The organism is Massilia sp. GER05 (assembly GCF_052056005.1).
Classification (GTDB): Bacteria; Pseudomonadota; Gammaproteobacteria; order Burkholderiales; family Burkholderiaceae_D; genus Telluria; species Telluria orientalis.
In genome coordinates this window covers 3,878,744-3,897,045 of record NZ_CP178858.1, presented here as the reverse complement: position 1 = coordinate 3,897,045, position 18,302 = coordinate 3,878,744, and the positions used below count along the sequence as shown (strand labels likewise).

Below are 18,302 nucleotides of genomic sequence, written 5' to 3'. Positions count from 1 at the left end.
ATCAGAATTGGAAGCGGGTCATGGTCTGGCGCAGCGACTGCCCCAGCGCGTGCAGGTTGCGCGCGGACGCCTCCGCCTGGCGCGTGCCCGCCGCGTTCTCCGTGCTGGCCTGCTGGATGTTCTCCATCGCCAGCACCACCTGGTCCATGCCGGCCAGCTGCTGCTGGCTCGAGACGGCGATCTGCACCGCCGCCTGCGCCGCCTCCGTCATGTTGTCCGTCAGCCCGCGGATGGCCTCGCCGGCCTGCGCGGCCCGCTCGACGCCCTGCGCCACCGTCCTGGCGCCCTGCTCCGTGATCATCACGGCGGCGCCCACGCTCTTCTGGATCTCGCCGAGGATCTCGCGCACCTGGCGCGTGGCCTGGCGCGACTGCTCGGCGAGGCTCTTGACTTCCTGCGCCACCACGGCGAAGCCGCGGCCATGCTCGCCGGCCTTGGCGGCCTCGATGGCCGCGTTCACGGCCAGCAGGTTCGACTGCTCGGCGAGGCCCGCCACAGTCGCCGTGATCTCGCCGATCGCGTGGCTGCGCTCGGACAGGCGCACGACGGTGGACGCGATGGCTTCCATCTTTTCCTGGATCGATTCCATGCCCTTCATGCTGTCTTCCAGTGCGCGCCGCCCCTCCGCGGCCGTGCGGGCGGCCTGCTGCGCCGCGTCCGACACGGCGCGCGACTTCTCGGACGCCAGCAGCGAGGTCTGCTTGACCTCCTCGACGGTGGCGGTGGTCTGGCTGACGGCGGCCGCCGTCTCGGCCGTGCTGGCCGCCGCCTGCGCGGTGCTGGACAGGATCTCGCCGGCGGCCCCGGTCAGCGTGGCGACGCCGCGCGTCGTCTCGGCCGCGAGGGTGCGCCAGGACTGCACCATGTCGCCCAGTGCGCGCAGCATCTGCCCGACCTCGTCGCGGCTCGTGCCGGCCGGGACGTCGGCGCGCAGGTCGCCCGTCGCGATGCGCGCGGCCACGGTGGTCGCTTCCCGGAGGGGAACCGCGATGGCGCGGTTGAGCCACACCGTCTTCACGAACGCCAGCAGGACGACCGCCAGGTTCAGGACGATCAGCGTCACGCCCGCGCTTTCCACCAGCGCCTCGCCATCGCGCATCCGGGCCCGGGCTTCCTGCATCTGCTTCGCCGCGATCTCGTCGGCGACGGTCCTGAGCCGGTCGAACGTGTTCTGCAGGCGTCCCGTCGCCGCTTCGCCGGCGGCCGCGCGCTGTCCGGCCCGCACCTGCGGCAGCACGTCGTTGTCGCGCACGACGCCGTATTCCTGGTAGGCGTTGACGAGACGCGCGTAGTCCGCGGCAAACGCCTGGTCGGCGTCCTTGTGCGCGGCGAGCTCGCCGAACAGCCTCCGGATCGCACCTTCCTCGGCTTCGAGCTGGCGGCCGAATCCCGCCTGCGCGGTGCTGCCCGCAACCAGCGTCGACAGCAGCGCCACGCGTTCGCGGTTGATGGCGCTGCGCAGCTCCAGCACGTTCATCGTGATCGCCAGGTCGTCGTTGTACAGGCGTTGCTGCAACGCCCGCTGGCGCGCGAGTCCGTTCCACGACGAGAAGCTGGACAGCGCCATCGCCACGACGATCAATGCGAAACCGAGCATCAGTTTCGCGCGGGTGGAAAAGTCGGCCAGGGCGCGCATGGGAATCTCCTCTTGTTATTGGTGGTCCGTATTCACGATCAGCGTGGAATCGGCAAGCAGGCGCCGCGCGTCCAGCAGCGCGGTGCGGTCGGGGGCGACGCCGAGCAGGTAGCTGGCGTCCGGGTCGGCCAGCATCGGCAGGTCGTGTCCAAGGCAGTCGTGCGGGAAGCGCCGGGTGCCGTCGATCGCCTCGGCCAGCACGGCGAACCGGCTCTCCTCGCCGCGCAGGACGATCAGCGCGCCAGGGTCGGCCAGTTCGGTCAGCGGCAGCGCGAGCAGCACGCGCAGGTCGACGACGGCCAGCACCTCGCCTTCCCACATCGTGATGCCGGCGATGACGTCCGGCACGCCGGGCAAGGTAGTCAGCGGCAGCGCCGGCAGCACGCGCGCGACCCAGGCCGCGTCGAACGCGTAGCGCTCGCCGCCGCAGCGGAAGGCCAGCACCTCGATGCCGGCGGGCGGTGCCGCGCAAGGCGCGGCGCCCGCCGCTGCCAGCGCGGCGGCACGCGCGGCCAGCACGCGCTCGCGGGCGCCGGGCTCGATGCGGTCCAGCGCGTCCAGGCCCGCGGCGGCCGCTTCGAGCCGGCGCGACAAGGCTTCCCAGTCGAAGGCGGCCGTCATGACATCCGCTCCAGCCACGCCGCCGCCGCGCCGCCCAGTTCGGCGTCGGCGGCGCCGGCCAGTCGGCGGCAGTCGCGCAGCAGGCTGCGCGCGCGCGGCCGCCGGCCCGCGGCGTCTTCGATCAGCGCGCACAGGTAGTGGCCGAACGCACTGTCCGGTTCGAGGTACAGGAGGCGCCGCACGCAATGGCGCGCGAGGGCCGGGTCGCCCTGCTCCAGCGCGAACAGCGCGGCACGCTGCTGCAACGGGGCCGACAGCGCCTCGGCCTCGACGGCGCGGCGCAGGCATTGCAGCGCCTCCTCGCGCCCGCCCGCCTGCGCGAGCGCGTGCACGCGCGCCATGGCCGCATCGTCCGGCGGCACCGGCGCGCTCGGCGCCGCGGCCGGCAACGGCTCGGGACGCGGGACCGGCGCCGGCCGGGTCACGGCCGGTGCGGGCTCCACCGGCACCGGCGCCGGCGCGGGCAGCGCGTCCTTGCGGAAGAACACGGCATCCTCCAGGTAGACGGCGGTAAAGCCCTGGAACAGCCGGGTCGAGGCCTCGCTGGCGTTCACGACGAGCCAGCCGCCGTCGACGAGGGCGGCGCGCAGCCGCGCGACGACGCGCGCGGACTGCTCGGGCCCGAAGTACATCAGGACGTTGCGGCAGAAAATGACGTCCATGGCGGACGGATACGCGCCGCTGGCCAGGTTCAGCTGCGCGAAGCGGACCTGGGCGCGCAGCACGGGGTCGACTTCGAAGCGGCCGTCGCCGAGCGGCTGAATGAACGGGGCCAGTTCGGCCGGGTCGGTGCGGCGGAACGACCAGCGCCGGTAGACGCCCGCACGCGCGACGTCGAGGAAGGCGTCGTTCAGGTCGGTGGCGAGGATGTCGACGCGTTCGGGCGGCAGTTGCGGGACGTCGCGGCGCAGCGCCAGCGCGATCGAATACGGTTCCTCGCCCGTGCAGCAGCCGGCGCTCCAGATGCGCAGCGGGCGCGCCGTCCCCCGGGCCAGCAGGGAGCGCGCCTGGTCGCACACGAGGTCGAAGGCGCGCGGCTCGCGCAGGAAATACGTTTCGCCGACGGTGAGGAAGCGCGCGCACAGGGCGCTGAGGGCAGCGTCCCACGGCCCGGCCAGCAGCCACGACGCGCAGGCCGCGGCGCCCGGCAGGCCCAGCGCGTCGGCCATCCGCGCCAGGGCGGCGTCGAACTGGCGGCGGCGCAGGCCCGTGAACGTCAGGCCGGTCGCGGCCTCGACCCGCTGCGCCGCCAGGTCGAACACGTCGGCGACGACGGTGTCGTCAATGGCGCTCACCCACCGCTCCCAACGCTCGCGTCAGCTGCACCCGTTCGTGCTCGAACAGGAACCGGGCCGGATCGATCACGAGGCACAGGCCGTCCGGCAGGCGCACCACGCCGTCGACGTAATCGGCCGCGCCCGCAGCGTCCGGCCAGCCGCTGTCCGGCACCGCCGTGCCGGGGCCGACGACCGCGTCGACCACGAGCGCGCACAGGACCCCGTCCATCTCGACGATGAGGAATTGCTGGGAAGGTGTGATGACCGTCGGGCGGCCGGTGGCGCGCAGGCCGAAATCGACGACGGTGACGGTCTCGCCGCCCACGTCGAGCACGCCGAGCACGATGTCGGACGCCCCCGGCAGCGGCACCGGCCGCGCGCTGAGCACGGCCCGCCGCACGGACGCCAGCGGCACGGCAAAGCGTCGCCCCCGGCAATCGAATTCAAGGACCTGCAGTGCTGCCGGTTGCCGGGCCGGCAACGCCGCTTCGGGCGCAAAAGCGGAGGGATTCATGCTCATCTCCTGTCGATGCGATACCAGGCGACCGCTGGCATTCTTCGCATGAGCCTGATCCTAGCGGACCTTGCGGCCGGCGTGTCAGTCCCATTGCGCGTGGCATGGACGTATGTACAGGCTCGGCACGCAGGAACAATGGCCAAACCTGTGGATTTCATGAAATTTCCAGCAATAAATCGCCCACGCGTATCTAAAATACCGCAAATTCGATAATTCTGTCGCAAATTAAACGACAGAGGTTATCGTTATATTGTTGCTAAAAATTGACATTGCTCACAACGAGTGTGGGCAATGTGATCAAGTCTCGAGGTGGGCCAGCTTGCCGAGGCAACGGCGCTGGAAGCTGTCGAGTCCATCCGTGACGAGGGCATCGTCCTCGGGCACCGTGCCGGCGTCGATCAGCAGGCGCAGTTTGGCGATGCGGTCGCCCTGCGCGAGCGCCCGCGCGAGGTTGGACGCGTCCGGCGCGCCCGCCTGTTCGATGGCCAGGGTCACCTCCGCCGGAAATTCCCAGTGGCGCGCGATGCCGGCCGACAGCTGCCGTCCCAGCGCCAGCAATTGGCTGCTGAACCCGGTGGAACCGGGGACGGCGCGGTCCGGGCACAGGCGGAACGCGACGATCAGGCCCACGTTCTGCATCAGGCCGGCCAGGTACGCTTCGAAGCCGCCGGCGGGGATGCCCGGCGCGATGAGGCTCGCGGCCAGCGCGCACCGCTCGGCCTGGTCCCACACGCGCGGCGCGACGCGGCGCGCGAAGCCGTCCGACTCCATGTTGATGACGGGCCGGAACGCGACGCGCGCCAGCACCATGCGCAGGCCGTTCTGCCCCAGCAGCTTAATGGCGGCCTCGACGGTATCGACCTTCGTCATGGGGCGGTAGAACGCGCTGTTGGCCTCGCGGATCACTTCCGCCACGAGCACGGGATCCTGCATGACGAGGCGCGACAGGTCGGTGGTCGAGACGTCTTCCGCGCCCAGGCTGCCCAGCAGCTGGGGGATCACTTCGGGAACGCGCGGCACGAGCCCGGCCGCATCGCCCGGCCGGGCCGCGAGCGCCCGGACCTCGTCGAGGATGCCTTGTTCCACGTCCGGCGCCGCATCGAAACGGGCCGAGCCCGTCAGCCAGCGGTAATACGCCGCATCGATGTCGTGGCCGATGCGTTCGGCTTCGCGCGCCTGCTCCAGTTTCTGCTCGCCGGCCTTGGCCGCCGCCGCGGACGGGCTGGCGCCGCCGTCCGAACCGCCCATCAAACGTGAAATCCAACCCATGACATGCCTCCGTGCCCATGTAAATATCGTTATGAGCGGGATTGTGTCAAATAAATTGCCTTATGGCAATTCAATCCACATGATATGACTGATTTTACGGCATGGGAGCGGTGTTTCCCGCCGATCCGGACAGGATGCCGCGTCAGAACAGGCGTATATTGCCGTCCTCGTCCCAGTCGACCCGGGTGATGCCGGGCTCGTCCTGCTCGAGCCGGCGCAACACGTCGTCGTGCCCGCCCGCCGCCGCCGGCGCCGGACGCGGCGGCGCGCGGCGGTCGCGGCGGGCGAACGCTTCGCGCACCGTCGCGACCAGTTCTTCCTGCTGCCACGGCTTGGCCAGGTAGCGGAACACTTCGGCGCGGTTCACGGCGTCGGCCACCTCGAGGATTTCCTTCGTCGCGGACACGACGATGCGGACCGCTTCCGGCTGCAGGCCTTTCATGAGCTGGAGCACGTCGGCACCGTTCAGGCCGGGCATGCGGTAGTCGGAGATGACGACGTCGAAGTCCTGTTCGCCGGCACGGAGCACGGCCGCTTCCGGCTCGTCGAACGCTTCGATCACGACGTCGTCCGGCGGGAATGCCGCGCGCAGCGTGCGCCGCAATGCGCTCAGCACGGACGGTTCGTCGTCAAGAATGAGAATGCGGCGCATCGGGAGACCCTGACTTCACGAAAAGTTGTAATTCGATCGACGAGCGGCGCTCGTATTCGGCGAGCTGCTTCAGCATCCGGTCGGACAGCACATGGTCGGCCGACAGCAGCAGCGTCCCTTCCGGGGACAGCAGGTCGCGGCTGAGCACCATGCCCGGCTTGAGCTGGGCCGTGCCCATCGCGACTTCGGCGATCACCTCGGCCACGCTGCGCCCGGTGCGGATATCGTAGAACGCTTCGACGACCTCCGGGTCGTAGCGCTTGCCGCGGCTTTCCGCGACGAGTTCCGTCGCCTGCGCCGCATCCGCGCGGCGCTGCGCGAGCAGGCCCCGCTGCAGCGCCTCGTAATCGTGGGCCACCGCCAGGATGCGCGCGCCGAGCGGAATGTCGAAGCCGGCCATGCCTTCCGGGAAGCCCGCGCCGTCGAAGCGCTCGCGGTGGGCGCCGATGATGCGTGCCGCCTCGCGCAATTCCTCGAGCGGCATCAGGAGCTGTTCGCCCAGGTGCGGGTAGGTGCGGTAGAGCCCGAGATTGTCACCTTTCAGCACGGATTCCGGAATGCCGATCAGGCCGTCGGGAAAGCCGGTTTTGCCGATTTCGTGCAGCAGGCCCGCCACGAAGATGTCCTGCGCCTCGCGCGCCGTCAGACCCATGCGCATGGCGATGCGGCGCGCCAGGTCGGCGACCTTGCGGCCGTGGCCGGGCACGGCGCCGGCGCGCGTCTCGACCATGCTCGAGAACACCTTGATGAGCGTGAGGAAGTTGTTCTTGAGGCGTTCGTGCGAGGCCTGCAGCGATTTCTGGGCCGCGGACAATTCCGCCGTCCGGTCGCGCACGCGCTGCTCCAGGTTCGCGTTCAGGTCGCGCAGCTGCTCGTTCTGCTGGCGCGTCAGTTCTTCCAGGCGGAGCTTTTCGCGCTGCAGCGACTGGCGTTCCAGCGCGTCGCGCACGACGAGCAGGATGGCCTCCTCGTTCCACGGCTTCGTGATGTAGCGATAGACCTCGCCGCGGTTGATCGCGCCGACGGTGGCCTCGTGGTCGGCGTGGCCCGTCAGCAGCAGGCGCAGCGTGTCCGGCCAGCGCTGGCGCACGCGTTCGAGGAATTCGGTGCCGTTCACCTCCGGCATCTGCATGTCGGAGATCACGATGTCGACGTGCTCTTCTTCCAGCACGGCCCACCCTGCCGCGGCGCTGCCCGCGACGAGGACCTTGTAGTGTTCGCGGCGGAACAGGCGGCGCAGCGCGGCGAGGATGTTCGGCTCGTCGTCGACGCACAGGATCGTGGCCGCGGGCGCATCCGGGCGCGCGGTGGCGGAAAACATGTTCATGACTGAGCCTCCATGGCGCCGGCCCTCTCGATAATGTCGTTCATGGCTAATCTTGCATCAAAAGGCGGCACGCTTCCTCGAACTGCCCTTCCGTCTCGCGGCACACGGCCTGCAGTTGTTCCGGCAACAGGCCGAGGTTGGCCGCCGCCACGCCGGCCATGCGCCCGTTCGGATCGAGCGCGTGCACCAGCCCGTTCGCGACGTGCACGACGCCGGGGATGTCGGCCAGGTCGGCCGCGGCCGGCGCGTGGTGCCGGCCGATCGCGCGCTGGATCACGGGCGGGAACTTCCACGCCTCGGCGAGCAGCTGGCCGGCGTGCTCGTGGTCCACGCCGAGCACGCGCCGCTCCACCGCGGACAGGCCCACGTCGTCGTACTCGGCGATCACCCGGGCATACTGTTCGGGAAAGCTGATCGCCAGCACGAGCCGGCCGATGTCGTGCAGCAGGCCGCCGATGAAGGCGGCATCCTGGTCGAGCCCCGCCTGGCGCGCGAGGCTGCGGGCGCACAGCGCCGTCGCGATCGAATGGCGCCAGAAGTGCGCGACGTCGACCCTGGGCCCGCCGGCGCCGCCGAAGCGGTCGATGACGGTGCTCGCCACGGCCAGCGCCCGCGCGCTGTCAAACCCGAGCACGACGATCGCCTGCTTCACCGTTTTCACCTTGGCCGGGAGGCCGTAGAACGACGAATTCGCCAGGCGCAGGATCTTCGCGGCCAGCGCCTGGTCGCGCGACATCTTTTCCGCCAGCGTCGTCACGTCGACGTCCTCGCGCCCGAACGAACTGATCAGGTCGAGCACGATCGACGGCAGCGCCGGCAGGTCGCGCAGGCGCTGCACCACCTGGGTGAGCTCCACCACGGTCGTCGTCATGCCGGCTCGATCACGATCAGCCAGCCCCGCGACTGGGAGCCGTTGCCCATCGGCTGCGCGCGGGCATGGAGCCGCTGCTCTCCGAGCTTGTGTTCGAAGGCGAAACTCGCGCCGTCCGGCAGCGGCTCGGGTAAACCCGGGAACAGCTGGCGCAGCGCGCATCCCAGCACGGGCCCCTGCGCCGCGAACAGCCCGTGCGCCGCGCGATTGGCCAGCACGATGGTGCCGGTGTCGTCGCCCGCCAGCACCGGCACGGGCACGTTGTCGAGCGCCTCGTGCACGATGTCGAGGCTGATCTCACCCTGTTCGATGTCGCTCCGCTGGCGCGCCAGCACGGATTCGAGCTGGCGGTTCACGGCCGCGAGCTTCTGGTTCGCCGTGCGCACTTCCAGCGTGAGCAGGCGGTTTTCGTTGGCCATCGCGCCGTATGCGACCGCCTCCTGGATGTGGCCGCGCAGCTGTTCGTCGTCCCACGGCTTGGTGAGGAATTTGTAGATCGCGCCGCCGTTCACCGCGTCCGTCACCGTCTGCAGCTCGGTGTAGCCGGACAAGACGATGCGCACCGTATCCGGGTACAGCTGGCGCACCTTGCGCAGGAATTCGACGCCGGTCATCTCGGGCATGCGCTGGTCGGACACGATCAGGTCGACGGTATGTTCTTCCAGCAGCTTCAGGCCTTCGCTGCCGCTGTTCGCGGTCAGGATGCGGTAGCCGTCGCCGCGCAGCAGGCGCCGCAGCGACGACACGATGCTCGGCTCGTCGTCGACGAGCAGCAGCGTGGGTTGCGTGCGGTTGAAGCGCAGCAGGCGCGGCGCCAGGCCGGGGCCGGTCTGCAGCAGCGCGGTCAGCGCGTCGAACGGCACCGGCGCGGAGACGAAATCGCCCTGCACCGCATCGCACATGTGACGCGCCAGGAAGTCGCACTGCCCTTCGCGCTCGACGCCGTCGGCGACGACGCGCATGCCGAGGCTGTGCCCCATCGTGACGATCGCATCCACGACCGCCGCCGCGCTGTCCCCGTCGGGCACGCGCGCGATGAAGGAGCCGTCGATCTTGAGGACGTCGATCGGCAGGCGCTGCAGGTTGACGAGGCTCGACGAGCCGGTGCCGAAGCCGTCGAGGCACAGCCGGATGCCCGCGTTGCGCAACGCGTGCAGGCAGTCGGCGAGCCGGCCGGCGTCGTCCGCCAGCAGGTGCTCGGCCAGCTCCAGGTCGAGGCAGGTCGGCGGGACGCCCGCGGCCGCGAGCGCGGGCAGGATGGTCCCCTCCAGGTCGCACATCGAGACCTGGCGCGCCGACAGGTTGACGCCCACGCGCAGCGCCGTGTAGCCGTGCGCGCGCCACTGTGCCGCGTGCGCGGCGGCGTGGCGCAGCACCCAGTCGGCCAGCGCGCCGCCCAGGCCGCACTCTTCGGCCACGCCGAGCAGGGTGGCGGACGGCACCGCGGCACCGTCGTGGTGCAGGCAGACCGACGCTTCCACGGCGCAGATCGCGCCGCTGACGAGGTCGACCCGCGGCCGGTAGCGCAGGGACAGGCCGTCGCCCGCGAGCGCCTCGCGCAGCGCGAAGCCGATCCGCAGCCGGTCGAGGCCACCGTCGGCGGGCAGCGTATCGTCCCAGCGCTGGGTGCCGGCACCCGCTTCCTGCGCGCACGCGAGGGCGCGGTCGGCGGCCAGCAGCAGGTCTTCCGCCGTGCCTCCGCTCAGGGGGAACGCGGCACCGCCCACGCAGCAGGTCACGTACACACTGTGATCGGCGTGTTCGGCGTGTTCGAACGGCGCCGCGACGGTACGAATGATCTCGTCGATGCGCGCCGTCACCTGCGGTTGCTGCGTCCCTTCCAGCAGCAACAGGAATTTGTCGGCACCGTCGCGGGCGACCGTCACGTCCGGCCCGGCGGCGCGCTCGATGCGCCGCGCGATCTCGACCAGCATGCGCTCGCCGCCCTCGCGGCCGACCAGCGCGTGGACGCGCTTGAACAGGTCGAGCTGCAGCGCCGCCACCTGCAGCGGACGCTGGGCCCGCGCGGCACGGCGCAGCGCGTGCTCGAGGCGGTCGCGGAACAGCGCGTGGTTCGGCAGGCCCGTGAGCATGTCGTGCGTCAGGCTGAATTGCAGGTCGCGCTGGGACACCGTCTCCATCGTCACGTCGCTGCCCAGGATCAGCAGGCCGGCGCCGCCCTGCGCCGCGCTGTGCGGCACGGGTTGCGCCACGAAGTCGACGTAGCGCAGCTGCAGCGCGCCGCCGGGACCGGCCAGCTGGACCGGCCAGGCACGGTGCACGACCGGTTCGCCGGTGGTCAGCGCCGCTTTCAACAGTGCCGCGACGCCCTGCTCCGCCACTTCCGGCAGTGCGTCGCCCATCGGCAGGCCGATCAGGTCGCTGCGCCCCACCAGCTGTTTGTACGCGTCGTTCGCATGGGCGAACACGAGGTCGGGACCGACGAGGAAGGCGACGAAGCCGGGCGCATGTTCGAGCCATTCGAGCGCGACATAGCCCTCCGGGCATGGCGGCGTCGGCGCCATCCTGGGCGCGGGAAGATGTAAGGTGGCTGCATTCATGGCAGTTTGGCAAAACTCGATCAGCTTGAGAGGAATCAAGCCTTATGTCGAGAATATAGAACATTGCCGCACGGAATGTTCACATATTTGCGGAAACTGTGTCTCTGCGAATACAGTCTGGACGCTCTGGCAACGCTACACCGTACGCGAATACTGCATCCTTTGCAACGGCACGGCGGCCGGCTTGCCGAAATAATCATCGAACACCATGCAGATGTTCCGCACCAGCAGGCGGCCCTTCGGCGTGACGGTGATGCGGTCCGGCGCCACGGTCAGCCGGCCGTCGCCGGACAGCGCCAGCCCGCGCGCCACGGGCAGCTCGCCGATGGTGGGATGCATGGTCACTCCGGTTCAGCCTTCGCGGCCGTCGATGCGGGCGGCCGTCAGGTAAGGCGCATAGCCGCGGCCGGCCTTCAACGGACGGCCCGTGTGGCCCAGCGCCGTGCGGGTGGTCATGCCCATGATCAGGCGGGCGAGCGCGCCGACCGTCAGCACGTGCAGCGCGGCGCTGCAGCGGGGCATCCACCAGTACCTGCAGATCCTCGTGGGCCGCGCGCGCATCGAGGGCATCACGCTGGAAGGGAGCGCGACGCCGCTCGTGCAGTAGGGTGGGCACCACGCGCCAACGCGAAAGCGGGCATAACGCGAACGTTACGCGTGGGCGCAGGGCGCCCTCCCTACAAGGTTGAAAAAAACTGCCCCGGCTGCGGACGCACCCGGGGCGTTTTTTTGGGTTCGCCCGTGCCGATGCCGATGAAGCAGACCGCGCGCTCGTGCGCGTCGAGCGCCAGCAGGCGGCGCATGGCGGGCGTGTCGAGCGCCCCGCCGCTCGCGAGACCGCTGGCAAAGCCCAGCGCCCGCGCCGCGAGCAGCACGTTCTGCAGCGCGCAGCCCAGGGAGACCAGTTTTTCCTCGACCGGGATGGTTGTACCGGGCCCGTCGACGAGGACCGCCACGAGCAGGCACGGTGCGTGGAAGGCTTTCTCGCGCGCGGACGCCCGCGCTCTATCGTCGGCCGTGGGATTGCGCTGCGCAAGCGCTTCCTCGAACACGGCGCCGAGATCGGCGCGCCGCTCCGGCGGGATCAGCACGAAGCGCCAGGGCAGCAGGCAGCCGTGATCGGGCGCCTGCGCGGCCGCGTCCATCATCCGCGCCAGCGCGGCATCGTCCGGACCCGGCGCCTGCAGGCGGCGCAGGGCCACATGCCGGCGTGCCGCCAGCGCGTTCCACAAATCCGGGTTCATGGTTTCATTATAAGCCGCCGCTCGACGAATGCCTTGAACACTTCCATGGTGCCGCGCCAGTACAGGTCGAGGTGCCGGTAGATCGTTTCGGTCGCAAACCGCTCCACCGTCAACCGCACGGACGTCCCGCCCTCCACGGCATCGAGCGCGAACGCGATCACGCTGTAGTGCTCCGGTACGTCCGCCAGCGCGGACACGGAACTGAGGTGCGTATAGCGGAGCAGCGCACCGGGCAAGGCGTCCAGCACGATGCCATGATTGCGGAACGGCCCGTGGTGCACGCCGCCGATCACGATGGGCGACCCGGGCCGCCAGTCGGTGGCGACGTCGATCGCCATTTCCGGTTCCCCCATCCACACGCACATCGCGGCGGGGTCCGTCAGCGCGTCCCAGACCGCGGCCGGGGATGCAGCGACGACGACGGTTGTTTCGATCACGTGCATATGCATCGACGAATTGGAAGACCGTAGAATATAGCGCATGAACGCTTCCCGCGTCTGAGCTGCGGCCGGCACGGCGGCCGTGCCGGGACCGGGCTGCTACCAGAGCCCCGAATTCAACAACACGAACGTGCAAGACCTGGCCGGCAAGACGTTGCCGAACGCGCCGAAAGTAAAACTGAACCTGGGCGGCCAACTGGACGTGCCGCTGCCCGGACTGCCCTTCGACGGCTTCGTCGCCGCCACCACGCGCTACCAGAGCCGCACGCAATTCTCGCTGAACCAGGATCCGAACACGATCCAGGGCGCCTACAGCATCACGCACCTGACGTTCGGCGCCGCGGACCGGGGCGGCCGCTGGAAAGCCACGCTGTTCGTCAACAACCTGTTCGACCGCCAGTATGCGGCGGGCCTGAACAACAGCATCGCCAACAGCACGTGGAGCCCGAAGGCACCGAATACGCCGCATGCCGTGAACACCACCGAATGGCTGCCGCCGCGCGACTGGCACCGCTACGTCGGCGTGCGCGCGGACGTGACGTTCTGACGGGCGTCGTCAACGGGGCGCCAGCTCGATGGCCTGGCGCAGCCGGATGTCGTCCGATGCGCTGCCGACCATCAGCTCGAACGTTCCCGGTTCCGCACCCCACGCCAGCTTGCGGTCGAAGAACGACAAGGTGTCGCGGTCGATCGTGAAGCTGACGGTGCGATGCTCGCCCGGTTTCAATACAATACGTTGAAAACCCTTCAGTTCCTTCACCGGCCGCACGACGGACGCCACGGGGTCGCGCAGGTACAGCTGCACGACCTCGGCGCCGGCCACGCGTCCGCTATTCGTCAGCGTGAACTGGAGGGTGATCTTCCCGTCCGGCGCCATCCGCGTGCTGGAGAGACGCAGGTCGCCGTACGCGAACCTCGTATAGCTCAGGCCATGCCCGAACGCGTAGCGCGGCGTGTTCGGCGAATCGATGTAGGCGGACCGGTAGACGCTGTTTCCGTTGTCCAGCACGGGGCGGCCCGTCTGGTATTGCTGGTAGCCGATCGGGATCTGCCCCATGTTGCGCGGGAAGGTCATCGGCAGCTTCGCCGATGGATTCACGTCACCGAACAGAACGTCCGCGATCGCATTACCGCCTTCGCTACCCGGGTGCCACGCATACAGGATGGCGTTCGCCCCTTCCGCGACGTTCTCGAAGATCAGCGGCCGACCGGCCATGATCACGACGACGGGCGTCTTGCCGATCGCCTTCAGCGCGTCGAACAGTTCCGCCTGGCGACCCGGCAGGCCGATATCGGCGCGCGATTTCGCCTCGCCCGACATGTCCCAGCTTTCGCCGACGGCCAGCACGACGACGTCGGCCGTGCGCGCGACGTCGAGCGCCGCCGCGAAGCCGTCGGTGCCGCGGCAGGCGACGTCGCAGCCGGCCGCGTACGCGACGCGCGTGCCCGGTCCCGCGTGCGCACGCACGGCGTCGACGAGGCTCGCCATCGTGGCCGCATTGGAATCCACGATCCAGCCGCCTTCGAGGTCGCGGCGGGCGTCGGCGAGCGGGCCGATCACGGCGATCGAGCGCGCGTCCTTGCGCAGCGGCAGCACGCGGCCATCGTTCTTCAGCAGCACCATCGATTCCGCGGCGATCCGGCGCGCGGCCGCGCGATGGCGCGGATCCGCCAGCGCCGCCTTCTCGCGCGCGGGATCGGAAAAGCGGTATGGATCGTCGAACAGGCCCAGCTCGAACTTCTTCGTCAGCACGCGCCGCACGGCATCGTCGACGAGCGCCACATCTACCCGTCCGCTGCGCACGAGCTTCGCGAGCGACGACGAGTACGCACCGCTTTCCATGTCCATGTCGCTGCCCGCGGTGATGGCCTTCGCGGCCGCATCCGGCAAGTCGTTCGCATAGCCGTGGACGACCATCTCGCGCACCGAGCCCCAGTCGCTGACGACGAAGCCCTTGAAACCCCAGCGGCCCTTGAGGATATCCCGCTGCAGCATCGCGTTGCCGGTGGCCGGGATCCCGTTCAGCGTGTTGAACGAGTTCATGAACGTGGCCACGCCCGCATCCGCCGCGGCCTTGAATGGCGGCAGATAGGTTTCGTACAGCTGGTGCTCGCTCATGTCGACGGCGTTGTAGTCGCGGCCCGCGATCGCGGCGCCATAGCCTGCAAAATGCTTGGCGGTGGCCATCACGGATTCGAGGCCGCCCAGCTTCTGGCCCTGGAAGCCACGCACGCGGGCCGCGGCGATGCGCGATCCGAGGTAGGTATCTTCGCCCGCGCCTTCCATCACCCTGCCCCAGCGTGGATCGCGGCCGATGTCGACCATCGGCGCGAACGTCCAGTGCACGCCGGCCGCGGAGGCTTCGCGCGCGGCGATGCGAGCCGATTCCTCGATCGCGTCGAGGTCCCACGACGCCGCTTCGCCCAGCGGCACGGGGAACACGGTGCGGTATCCATGGATGACGTCGAGCCCGAACAGCAGCGGAATGTGCAGGCGCGACTGCAGCGCCAGCGCCTGCACGCGGCGCGTCTCGGCCGCACCGCGGATGTTCAGCATGGAGCCGATCCTGCCTTCGCGGATGTCGCGCTCGATGTCGCGCACTTTGTCGGAGCCCGGCCCCGTGCTGAAGTCCTTGCCCGACAGCTGGTTCAGCTGGCCGACCTTCTCGTCCAGCGTCATCTGCCGCAGCAGCGCTTCCACGCGCTGGCTCACATCGGCCTGCGCCGCGCCCGCGAACGCCATCAGCGCACAGGCGATGACCGTGCGCGCAAAACGTTTTTTCTCCATGTCGTCTCCACCTGGGCTATCCGACGCAATATAACCTCAAGTAAAACGTTTTACAACGGTGGCGAGCGCCCTACCATTCGACGGCGCCGAAGCCGCGAAACGGCTGCCAGGTGTAGTAAAGACCGATGGTATCGCGCCGCTGCTGCCGCTCCGGCACGTTGGCGAAGGCGAACGTCCGGCGCGACGTGATGTACTTGAGCGAGACGGCGTGGCGACCGGTCAGACGGTATGTCAGCGTGGCGTCGCCCCGGAACACGCGGTCTGTGCCACTGGTCTCGGGACTGGTCAGTTTACCGTTGAAGAATTCGCGCGCCGTCAGGTCGAGCGCGACCTTCTCGCCGCCGATCACGCGCAGCATCAGCATCGCCTGCGGTGCGAAGCCATAGTTGTACTGGCCGCTCGTGCTGGCGCGCACGGTCCCCGTCGATGTGTAGCCGACACCGGCCGACGCGTGCCCCTGCAGTGCGAGTCCGTCGGCCACCCACCACTGCGCATTGGTGCCCAGCGACAGGCCGGTGCTGGCCACGCGGAACAGCTGCGGGGCCAGGTAATCGTAGCTGCCGTAGAGGCCCGCGATGCCGCGCACGTTGCGGCCGGGCGCATACGGGGCTCCCCACAGCAGGCCGCGCGACGCGAGGCTTTCGATGCCCTGGATGTTCGACAGCCGCAGGCGGAACAGGAAGTAATCGAATGGCCGGCGATACATGTAACCGGGTTTGCCGGGCAGCCCGTAGTCGAGCGCGAAGTCGGCCGAGACCTCATTGCGGTGCGGCGCCTGCGACGGCCCGACGTTCCGGTGCGAGACCCCGCCCGCGCCCAGCTGCAGGCGCGCATAGACGTCCGGGCTGTTGCTGGGCCAGATGTCGGATCCGCGGCCCGGGCGCACGTAGCGGTTGAAGCCGAGCGGCGGCGACACCGCGGCCGCGGCGGCCTCGCGCCAACGCGGCGACAGGCCATAGCCCTGCTCCAGCACGAGGTTCGCCATGCGATACAGGGATTCGCCCAGGAAGCTGCCGCCGAAGCTCGTGGTGATCTGGTCGTTGCGCGAGGGCGGCGTCGTCTCGCCCGCGATTTCCCACACGGCGCTGCCGGCGAACGCGAAGCCCAGCGATTCCCAGAACGACAGGCCATTGCTGCGCGCGAGGCCGAAGTAGACGGAACCCTGGTACGGGTGCCCAAGCTGGTTGATCTCGAACGGATCGCGGTCGACGACCCAGCTGCTGCGCAGGTTGCGCCGGAAGGAACCGACGCTGACGCCGTAGTCGTCCGGACGAACGAAGGCGTGATCCACGCGGTTCAGCAGGAGCTGGAAGGTGGCGATTTCCAGCGCCGCGGCGCCATAGCTCTTGTATGGACGTGTATCGTCGCCATGTCCGGGTTCCGGCAGCGGATCGTCGTCCGCCTGGACGGCGCCGGCGGCCAGCGCCAGCAGGACCGCGCAGGCGCAGCGGCGCGGCATGAAGCGATTCCTCGATACCTTCATGTTCCTCTCGACATCGAATGAGCATTGTTAATTTAAATATAACGAATGCTCACGATCGATGTCGCACGGAACCGGATGAGTCAGAACAGTACGTCCCAGGTCACGGTCACCATCTTCGCGTTCTTTGTGAAGTCGTACGCGCTCGAATCCTTCACCGAGTCCCACTGCACCTTCAGGTCCATGTTCTTGCGAAAGTCCCAGCGCACGCCGACGAAACGCGTGTTGTCGTTCTGCGTTTCCGTATAGGTCGCGGTCTGCTTTTCCTTGTACGAGGAAAAACCGGCCATCGGCATGAACTGGCCCATGCGGTAGCCAACCGTCGCCGTCCAGCTGGACGACTTGTAGTCCAGCGCGGGACGCATGAAGCGGTTGGCTTCCGCGCGCACCATCCAGTTGCCGTAGTCGATGCTGCCGGACAGGCCGATGATCCGCTGGCGCGTACCCCGGGCGAACGTCGGGTCTTCGCCCGGCGGATACATCGACAGGTCGATCGAGTTCTGCATGTAGATCAGGCGCGCGCCGAACACCTCGTTGGACACGTCGAGGTAGCCGCCCAGGATGTGCTTCCAGTCGTCGTCGACGCGGTAGCCGTAATAGATCTTGCGCTGTTCGGTGTTGTTCTCCGTGGTCTCCTGGCCGGCGAAGACGGTGCCGGTGACGGCCCAGTCGCCGAAGCTGCGCGAATGGCGCACGTTCACACCGTTGTAGGCGCCGACTTCCCAGCCGTAGATATCCTGCGGCACGCGCGCCCACGGCAGCGTGTAGCCGATGTAGACGCTGTCGGAATACGCGTAGATCGGCAGCCGGCGGCGGCCCACTTGCACCGTTGTGTCGGGCGCCACGTCGTACGAGAGATAGGCCCAATCGACCTCCGGCTTGCCGTGTTCCGAGGCGCGCGCCACCGCCTGGACGGTGCCGGACAGCTTGCCGGTGAACCGGTAGGTGGCCTGCAGGCCGACGAGCGATTCGCGCGCGAGGCTCCATTCGTTGCCGTGGTAAACCGCGCCGTGCTCGTAATTGCCGATGAAGCAGGGACACGGCTGCCCCATGAACTCCCCGTCGGAACCGCCGTAGGCCTTGCCCGCGGTGGCGGTGGCGAACCCCGAAATACTCAAGTCGCTGGCCTGTGCCATGCCGGCGCTGGACAACAGCGCGGCGATCATCAGTTTCTTCATGCTTTTTATCGGTTAGTTGGCAGTGGCGATGACCTTGACGGTGGCGTCAACGTCCTTCTTGTCGATGTAGCCGACGGCGTTCGGATCGGCCGCGACGGCCTTGCGCATGGCCGCGCCCGAGTCCACCTCGGCCGGCGGCGTGCCGGTGCCCGTGAAAATCAGCTTGCCCCACATGGCCTGGACCTGGACCGGGTCCTTCTTGCAGGCCTTGGCGAAGAACTCGTCGCGCAACGGGTTCTTTTCCGTGAGGTTGATCGGGGTCGGCGACTTGATTTTGCCGAGGAACGCCTGGCATACCTGCGTCACGGGCGGCGCCAGCGACGAGTGGGCGGACACGATGATGCTGATCTCGGCGTGCGCGGGCGCCACGGCGCACGCCGCGAACGCCACGGCGGATGCCGCAGCGGAAAGGACTCTCTTCATGATGATGGTGTGGTGTTG

Annotated in this window: 18 protein-coding genes and 1 pseudogene; 2 read left to right on the top strand and 17 right to left on the bottom strand. The window is 68.9% G+C overall.

Annotated features, from left to right (window positions below):
* Window position 1 precedes the first annotated feature (1 nt).
* From ACL58G_RS17395 to ACL58G_RS17345, 11 genes and pseudogenes are all read right to left on the bottom strand, one after another.
* Window positions 2-1,636 (bottom strand): methyl-accepting chemotaxis protein, encoded by a 1,635-nt coding sequence (locus ACL58G_RS17395; RefSeq protein ID WP_440962594.1) that lies wholly within the window; start codon window positions 1,634-1,636, stop codon window positions 2-4.
* 15 nt (window positions 1,637-1,651) lie between these two features.
* Complete coding sequence (locus ACL58G_RS17390; RefSeq protein ID WP_440962593.1) at window positions 1,652-2,257, bottom strand: chemotaxis protein CheW; 606 nt, start codon at window positions 2,255-2,257, stop codon at window positions 1,652-1,654.
* On the bottom strand, window positions 2,254-3,552 hold the full coding sequence (locus ACL58G_RS17385; RefSeq protein WP_440962592.1) for a CheR family methyltransferase: 1,299 nt from the start codon (window positions 3,550-3,552) through the stop codon (window positions 2,254-2,256). Before ACL58G_RS17385 ends, ACL58G_RS17390 begins: the two co-directional genes overlap by 4 nt.
* Entirely contained in the window at window positions 3,539-4,048 is a 510-nt protein-coding gene (locus tag ACL58G_RS17380; protein WP_413385713.1) for a chemotaxis protein CheW, read from the bottom strand. Before ACL58G_RS17380 ends, ACL58G_RS17385 begins: the two co-directional genes overlap by 14 nt.
* Before the next feature lie 300 nt (window positions 4,049-4,348).
* A complete protein-coding gene (locus ACL58G_RS17375) occupies window positions 4,349-5,320 on the bottom strand; it encodes an HDOD domain-containing protein (protein ID WP_440962591.1) in 972 nt (323 codons plus the stop codon).
* 142 nt (window positions 5,321-5,462) lie between these two features.
* The gene (locus ACL58G_RS17370) at window positions 5,463-5,972 is read right to left on the bottom strand and encodes a response regulator (RefSeq protein WP_440962590.1); all 510 of its coding nucleotides are present in this window, start codon (window positions 5,970-5,972) and stop codon (window positions 5,463-5,465) included.
* Window positions 5,950-7,299, bottom strand: a complete 1,350-nt coding sequence (locus ACL58G_RS17365; RefSeq protein ID WP_413385710.1) for an HD domain-containing phosphohydrolase — start codon at window positions 7,297-7,299, stop codon at window positions 5,950-5,952. The genes ACL58G_RS17370 and ACL58G_RS17365 overlap by 23 nt, the downstream gene beginning before the upstream one ends.
* A 46-nt stretch (window positions 7,300-7,345) precedes the next feature.
* A complete protein-coding gene (locus ACL58G_RS17360) occupies window positions 7,346-8,170 on the bottom strand; it encodes an HDOD domain-containing protein (RefSeq protein WP_440962589.1) in 825 nt (274 codons plus the stop codon).
* Window positions 8,167-10,731, bottom strand: coding sequence for an EAL domain-containing protein (locus tag ACL58G_RS17355; protein ID WP_440962588.1), 2,565 nt, complete (start codon window positions 10,729-10,731; stop codon window positions 8,167-8,169). The genes ACL58G_RS17360 and ACL58G_RS17355 overlap by 4 nt, the downstream gene beginning before the upstream one ends.
* 135 nt (window positions 10,732-10,866) lie before the next feature.
* Window positions 10,867-11,070, bottom strand: coding sequence for a hypothetical protein (locus ACL58G_RS17350; protein WP_440962587.1), 204 nt, complete (start codon window positions 11,068-11,070; stop codon window positions 10,867-10,869).
* A 12-nt stretch (window positions 11,071-11,082) separates the two neighbouring features.
* A pseudogene (locus tag ACL58G_RS17345) lies at window positions 11,083-11,241 on the bottom strand (NnrS family protein); the annotation flags it as partial.
* Here ACL58G_RS17345 and ACL58G_RS17340 point away from each other — a divergent pair.
* Window positions 11,186-11,338, top strand: coding sequence for a hypothetical protein (locus ACL58G_RS17340; RefSeq protein ID WP_440968185.1), 153 nt, complete (start codon window positions 11,186-11,188; stop codon window positions 11,336-11,338). The pseudogene ACL58G_RS17345 and the gene ACL58G_RS17340 sit on opposite strands and share 56 nt — an antisense overlap.
* A 70-nt stretch (window positions 11,339-11,408) precedes the next feature.
* On the opposite strand, the gene ACL58G_RS17335 is transcribed toward ACL58G_RS17340, so the two are convergent.
* Together ACL58G_RS17335 and ACL58G_RS17330 are read right to left on the bottom strand one after the other, a co-directional pair.
* A complete protein-coding gene (locus ACL58G_RS17335) occupies window positions 11,409-11,975 on the bottom strand; it encodes a nitroreductase family protein (protein WP_440962586.1) in 567 nt (188 codons plus the stop codon).
* Window positions 11,972-12,412, bottom strand: coding sequence for an SRPBCC family protein (locus tag ACL58G_RS17330; RefSeq protein ID WP_440962585.1), 441 nt, complete (start codon window positions 12,410-12,412; stop codon window positions 11,972-11,974). Before ACL58G_RS17330 ends, ACL58G_RS17335 begins: the two co-directional genes overlap by 4 nt.
* Before the next feature lie 85 nt (window positions 12,413-12,497).
* On the opposite strand from ACL58G_RS17330, the gene ACL58G_RS17325 reads away from it, so the two are divergent.
* Window positions 12,498-12,962 carry a hypothetical protein gene (locus tag ACL58G_RS17325; RefSeq protein WP_440962584.1) on the top strand — a complete coding sequence of 155 codons (465 nt, stop codon included), beginning with the start codon at window positions 12,498-12,500 and terminating at the stop codon, window positions 12,960-12,962.
* A gap of 9 nt (window positions 12,963-12,971) precedes the next feature.
* Here ACL58G_RS17325 and ACL58G_RS17320 read toward each other — a convergent pair whose 3' ends face one another.
* From ACL58G_RS17320 to ACL58G_RS17305, 4 genes are all read right to left on the bottom strand, one after another.
* Window positions 12,972-15,203 carry a glycoside hydrolase family 3 N-terminal domain-containing protein gene (locus ACL58G_RS17320; RefSeq protein WP_440962583.1) on the bottom strand — a complete coding sequence of 744 codons (2,232 nt, stop codon included), beginning with the start codon at window positions 15,201-15,203 and terminating at the stop codon, window positions 12,972-12,974.
* A 70-nt stretch (window positions 15,204-15,273) separates the two neighbouring features.
* Complete coding sequence (locus ACL58G_RS17315) at window positions 15,274-16,686, bottom strand: DUF3943 domain-containing protein (protein ID WP_440962582.1); 1,413 nt, start codon at window positions 16,684-16,686, stop codon at window positions 15,274-15,276.
* Window positions 16,687-16,766: 80 nt separating this feature from the next.
* On the bottom strand, window positions 16,767-17,861 hold the full coding sequence (locus tag ACL58G_RS17310) for a hypothetical protein (RefSeq protein ID WP_440962581.1): 1,095 nt from the start codon (window positions 17,859-17,861) through the stop codon (window positions 16,767-16,769).
* Window positions 17,862-17,873: 12 nt separating this feature from the next.
* Window positions 17,874-18,284 (bottom strand): hypothetical protein, encoded by a 411-nt coding sequence (locus ACL58G_RS17305; protein ID WP_440962580.1) that lies wholly within the window; start codon window positions 18,282-18,284, stop codon window positions 17,874-17,876.
* Window positions 18,285-18,302 lie beyond the last annotated feature (18 nt).

Bases quoted from the DNA above. Each gene is read 5' to 3' on its own strand.
- ACL58G_RS17315 (WP_440962582.1), bottom strand. From the start codon at position 16,686: ATGAAGGTATCGAGGAATCGCTTCATGCCGCGCCGCTGCGCCTGCGCG.
- ACL58G_RS17335 (WP_440962586.1), bottom strand. From the start codon at position 11,975: ATGAACCCGGATTTGTGGAACGCGCTGGCGGCACGCCGGCATGTGGCC.
- ACL58G_RS17380 (WP_413385713.1), bottom strand. From the start codon at position 4,048: ATGAATCCCTCCGCTTTTGCGCCCGAAGCGGCGTTGCCGGCCCGGCAA.
- ACL58G_RS17305 (WP_440962580.1), bottom strand. From the start codon at position 18,284: ATGAAGAGAGTCCTTTCCGCTGCGGCATCCGCCGTGGCGTTCGCGGCG.
- ACL58G_RS17360 (WP_440962589.1), bottom strand. From the start codon at position 8,170: ATGACGACGACCGTGGTGGAGCTCACCCAGGTGGTGCAGCGCCTGCGC.
- ACL58G_RS17310 (WP_440962581.1), bottom strand. From the start codon at position 17,861: ATGAAGAAACTGATGATCGCCGCGCTGTTGTCCAGCGCCGGCATGGCA.
- ACL58G_RS17350 (WP_440962587.1), bottom strand. From the start codon at position 11,070: ATGCATCCCACCATCGGCGAGCTGCCCGTGGCGCGCGGGCTGGCGCTG.
- ACL58G_RS17395 (WP_440962594.1), bottom strand. From the start codon at position 1,636: ATGCGCGCCCTGGCCGACTTTTCCACCCGCGCGAAACTGATGCTCGGT.
- ACL58G_RS17340 (WP_440968185.1), top strand. From the start codon at position 11,186: ATGCCCATGATCAGGCGGGCGAGCGCGCCGACCGTCAGCACGTGCAGC.
- ACL58G_RS17375 (WP_440962591.1), bottom strand. From the start codon at position 5,320: ATGGGTTGGATTTCACGTTTGATGGGCGGTTCGGACGGCGGCGCCAGC.
- ACL58G_RS17365 (WP_413385710.1), bottom strand. From the start codon at position 7,299: ATGAACATGTTTTCCGCCACCGCGCGCCCGGATGCGCCCGCGGCCACG.
- ACL58G_RS17390 (WP_440962593.1), bottom strand. From the start codon at position 2,257: ATGACGGCCGCCTTCGACTGGGAAGCCTTGTCGCGCCGGCTCGAAGCG.
- ACL58G_RS17370 (WP_440962590.1), bottom strand. From the start codon at position 5,972: ATGCGCCGCATTCTCATTCTTGACGACGAACCGTCCGTGCTGAGCGCA.
- ACL58G_RS17355 (WP_440962588.1), bottom strand. From the start codon at position 10,731: ATGAATGCAGCCACCTTACATCTTCCCGCGCCCAGGATGGCGCCGACG.
- ACL58G_RS17320 (WP_440962583.1), bottom strand. From the start codon at position 15,203: ATGGAGAAAAAACGTTTTGCGCGCACGGTCATCGCCTGTGCGCTGATG.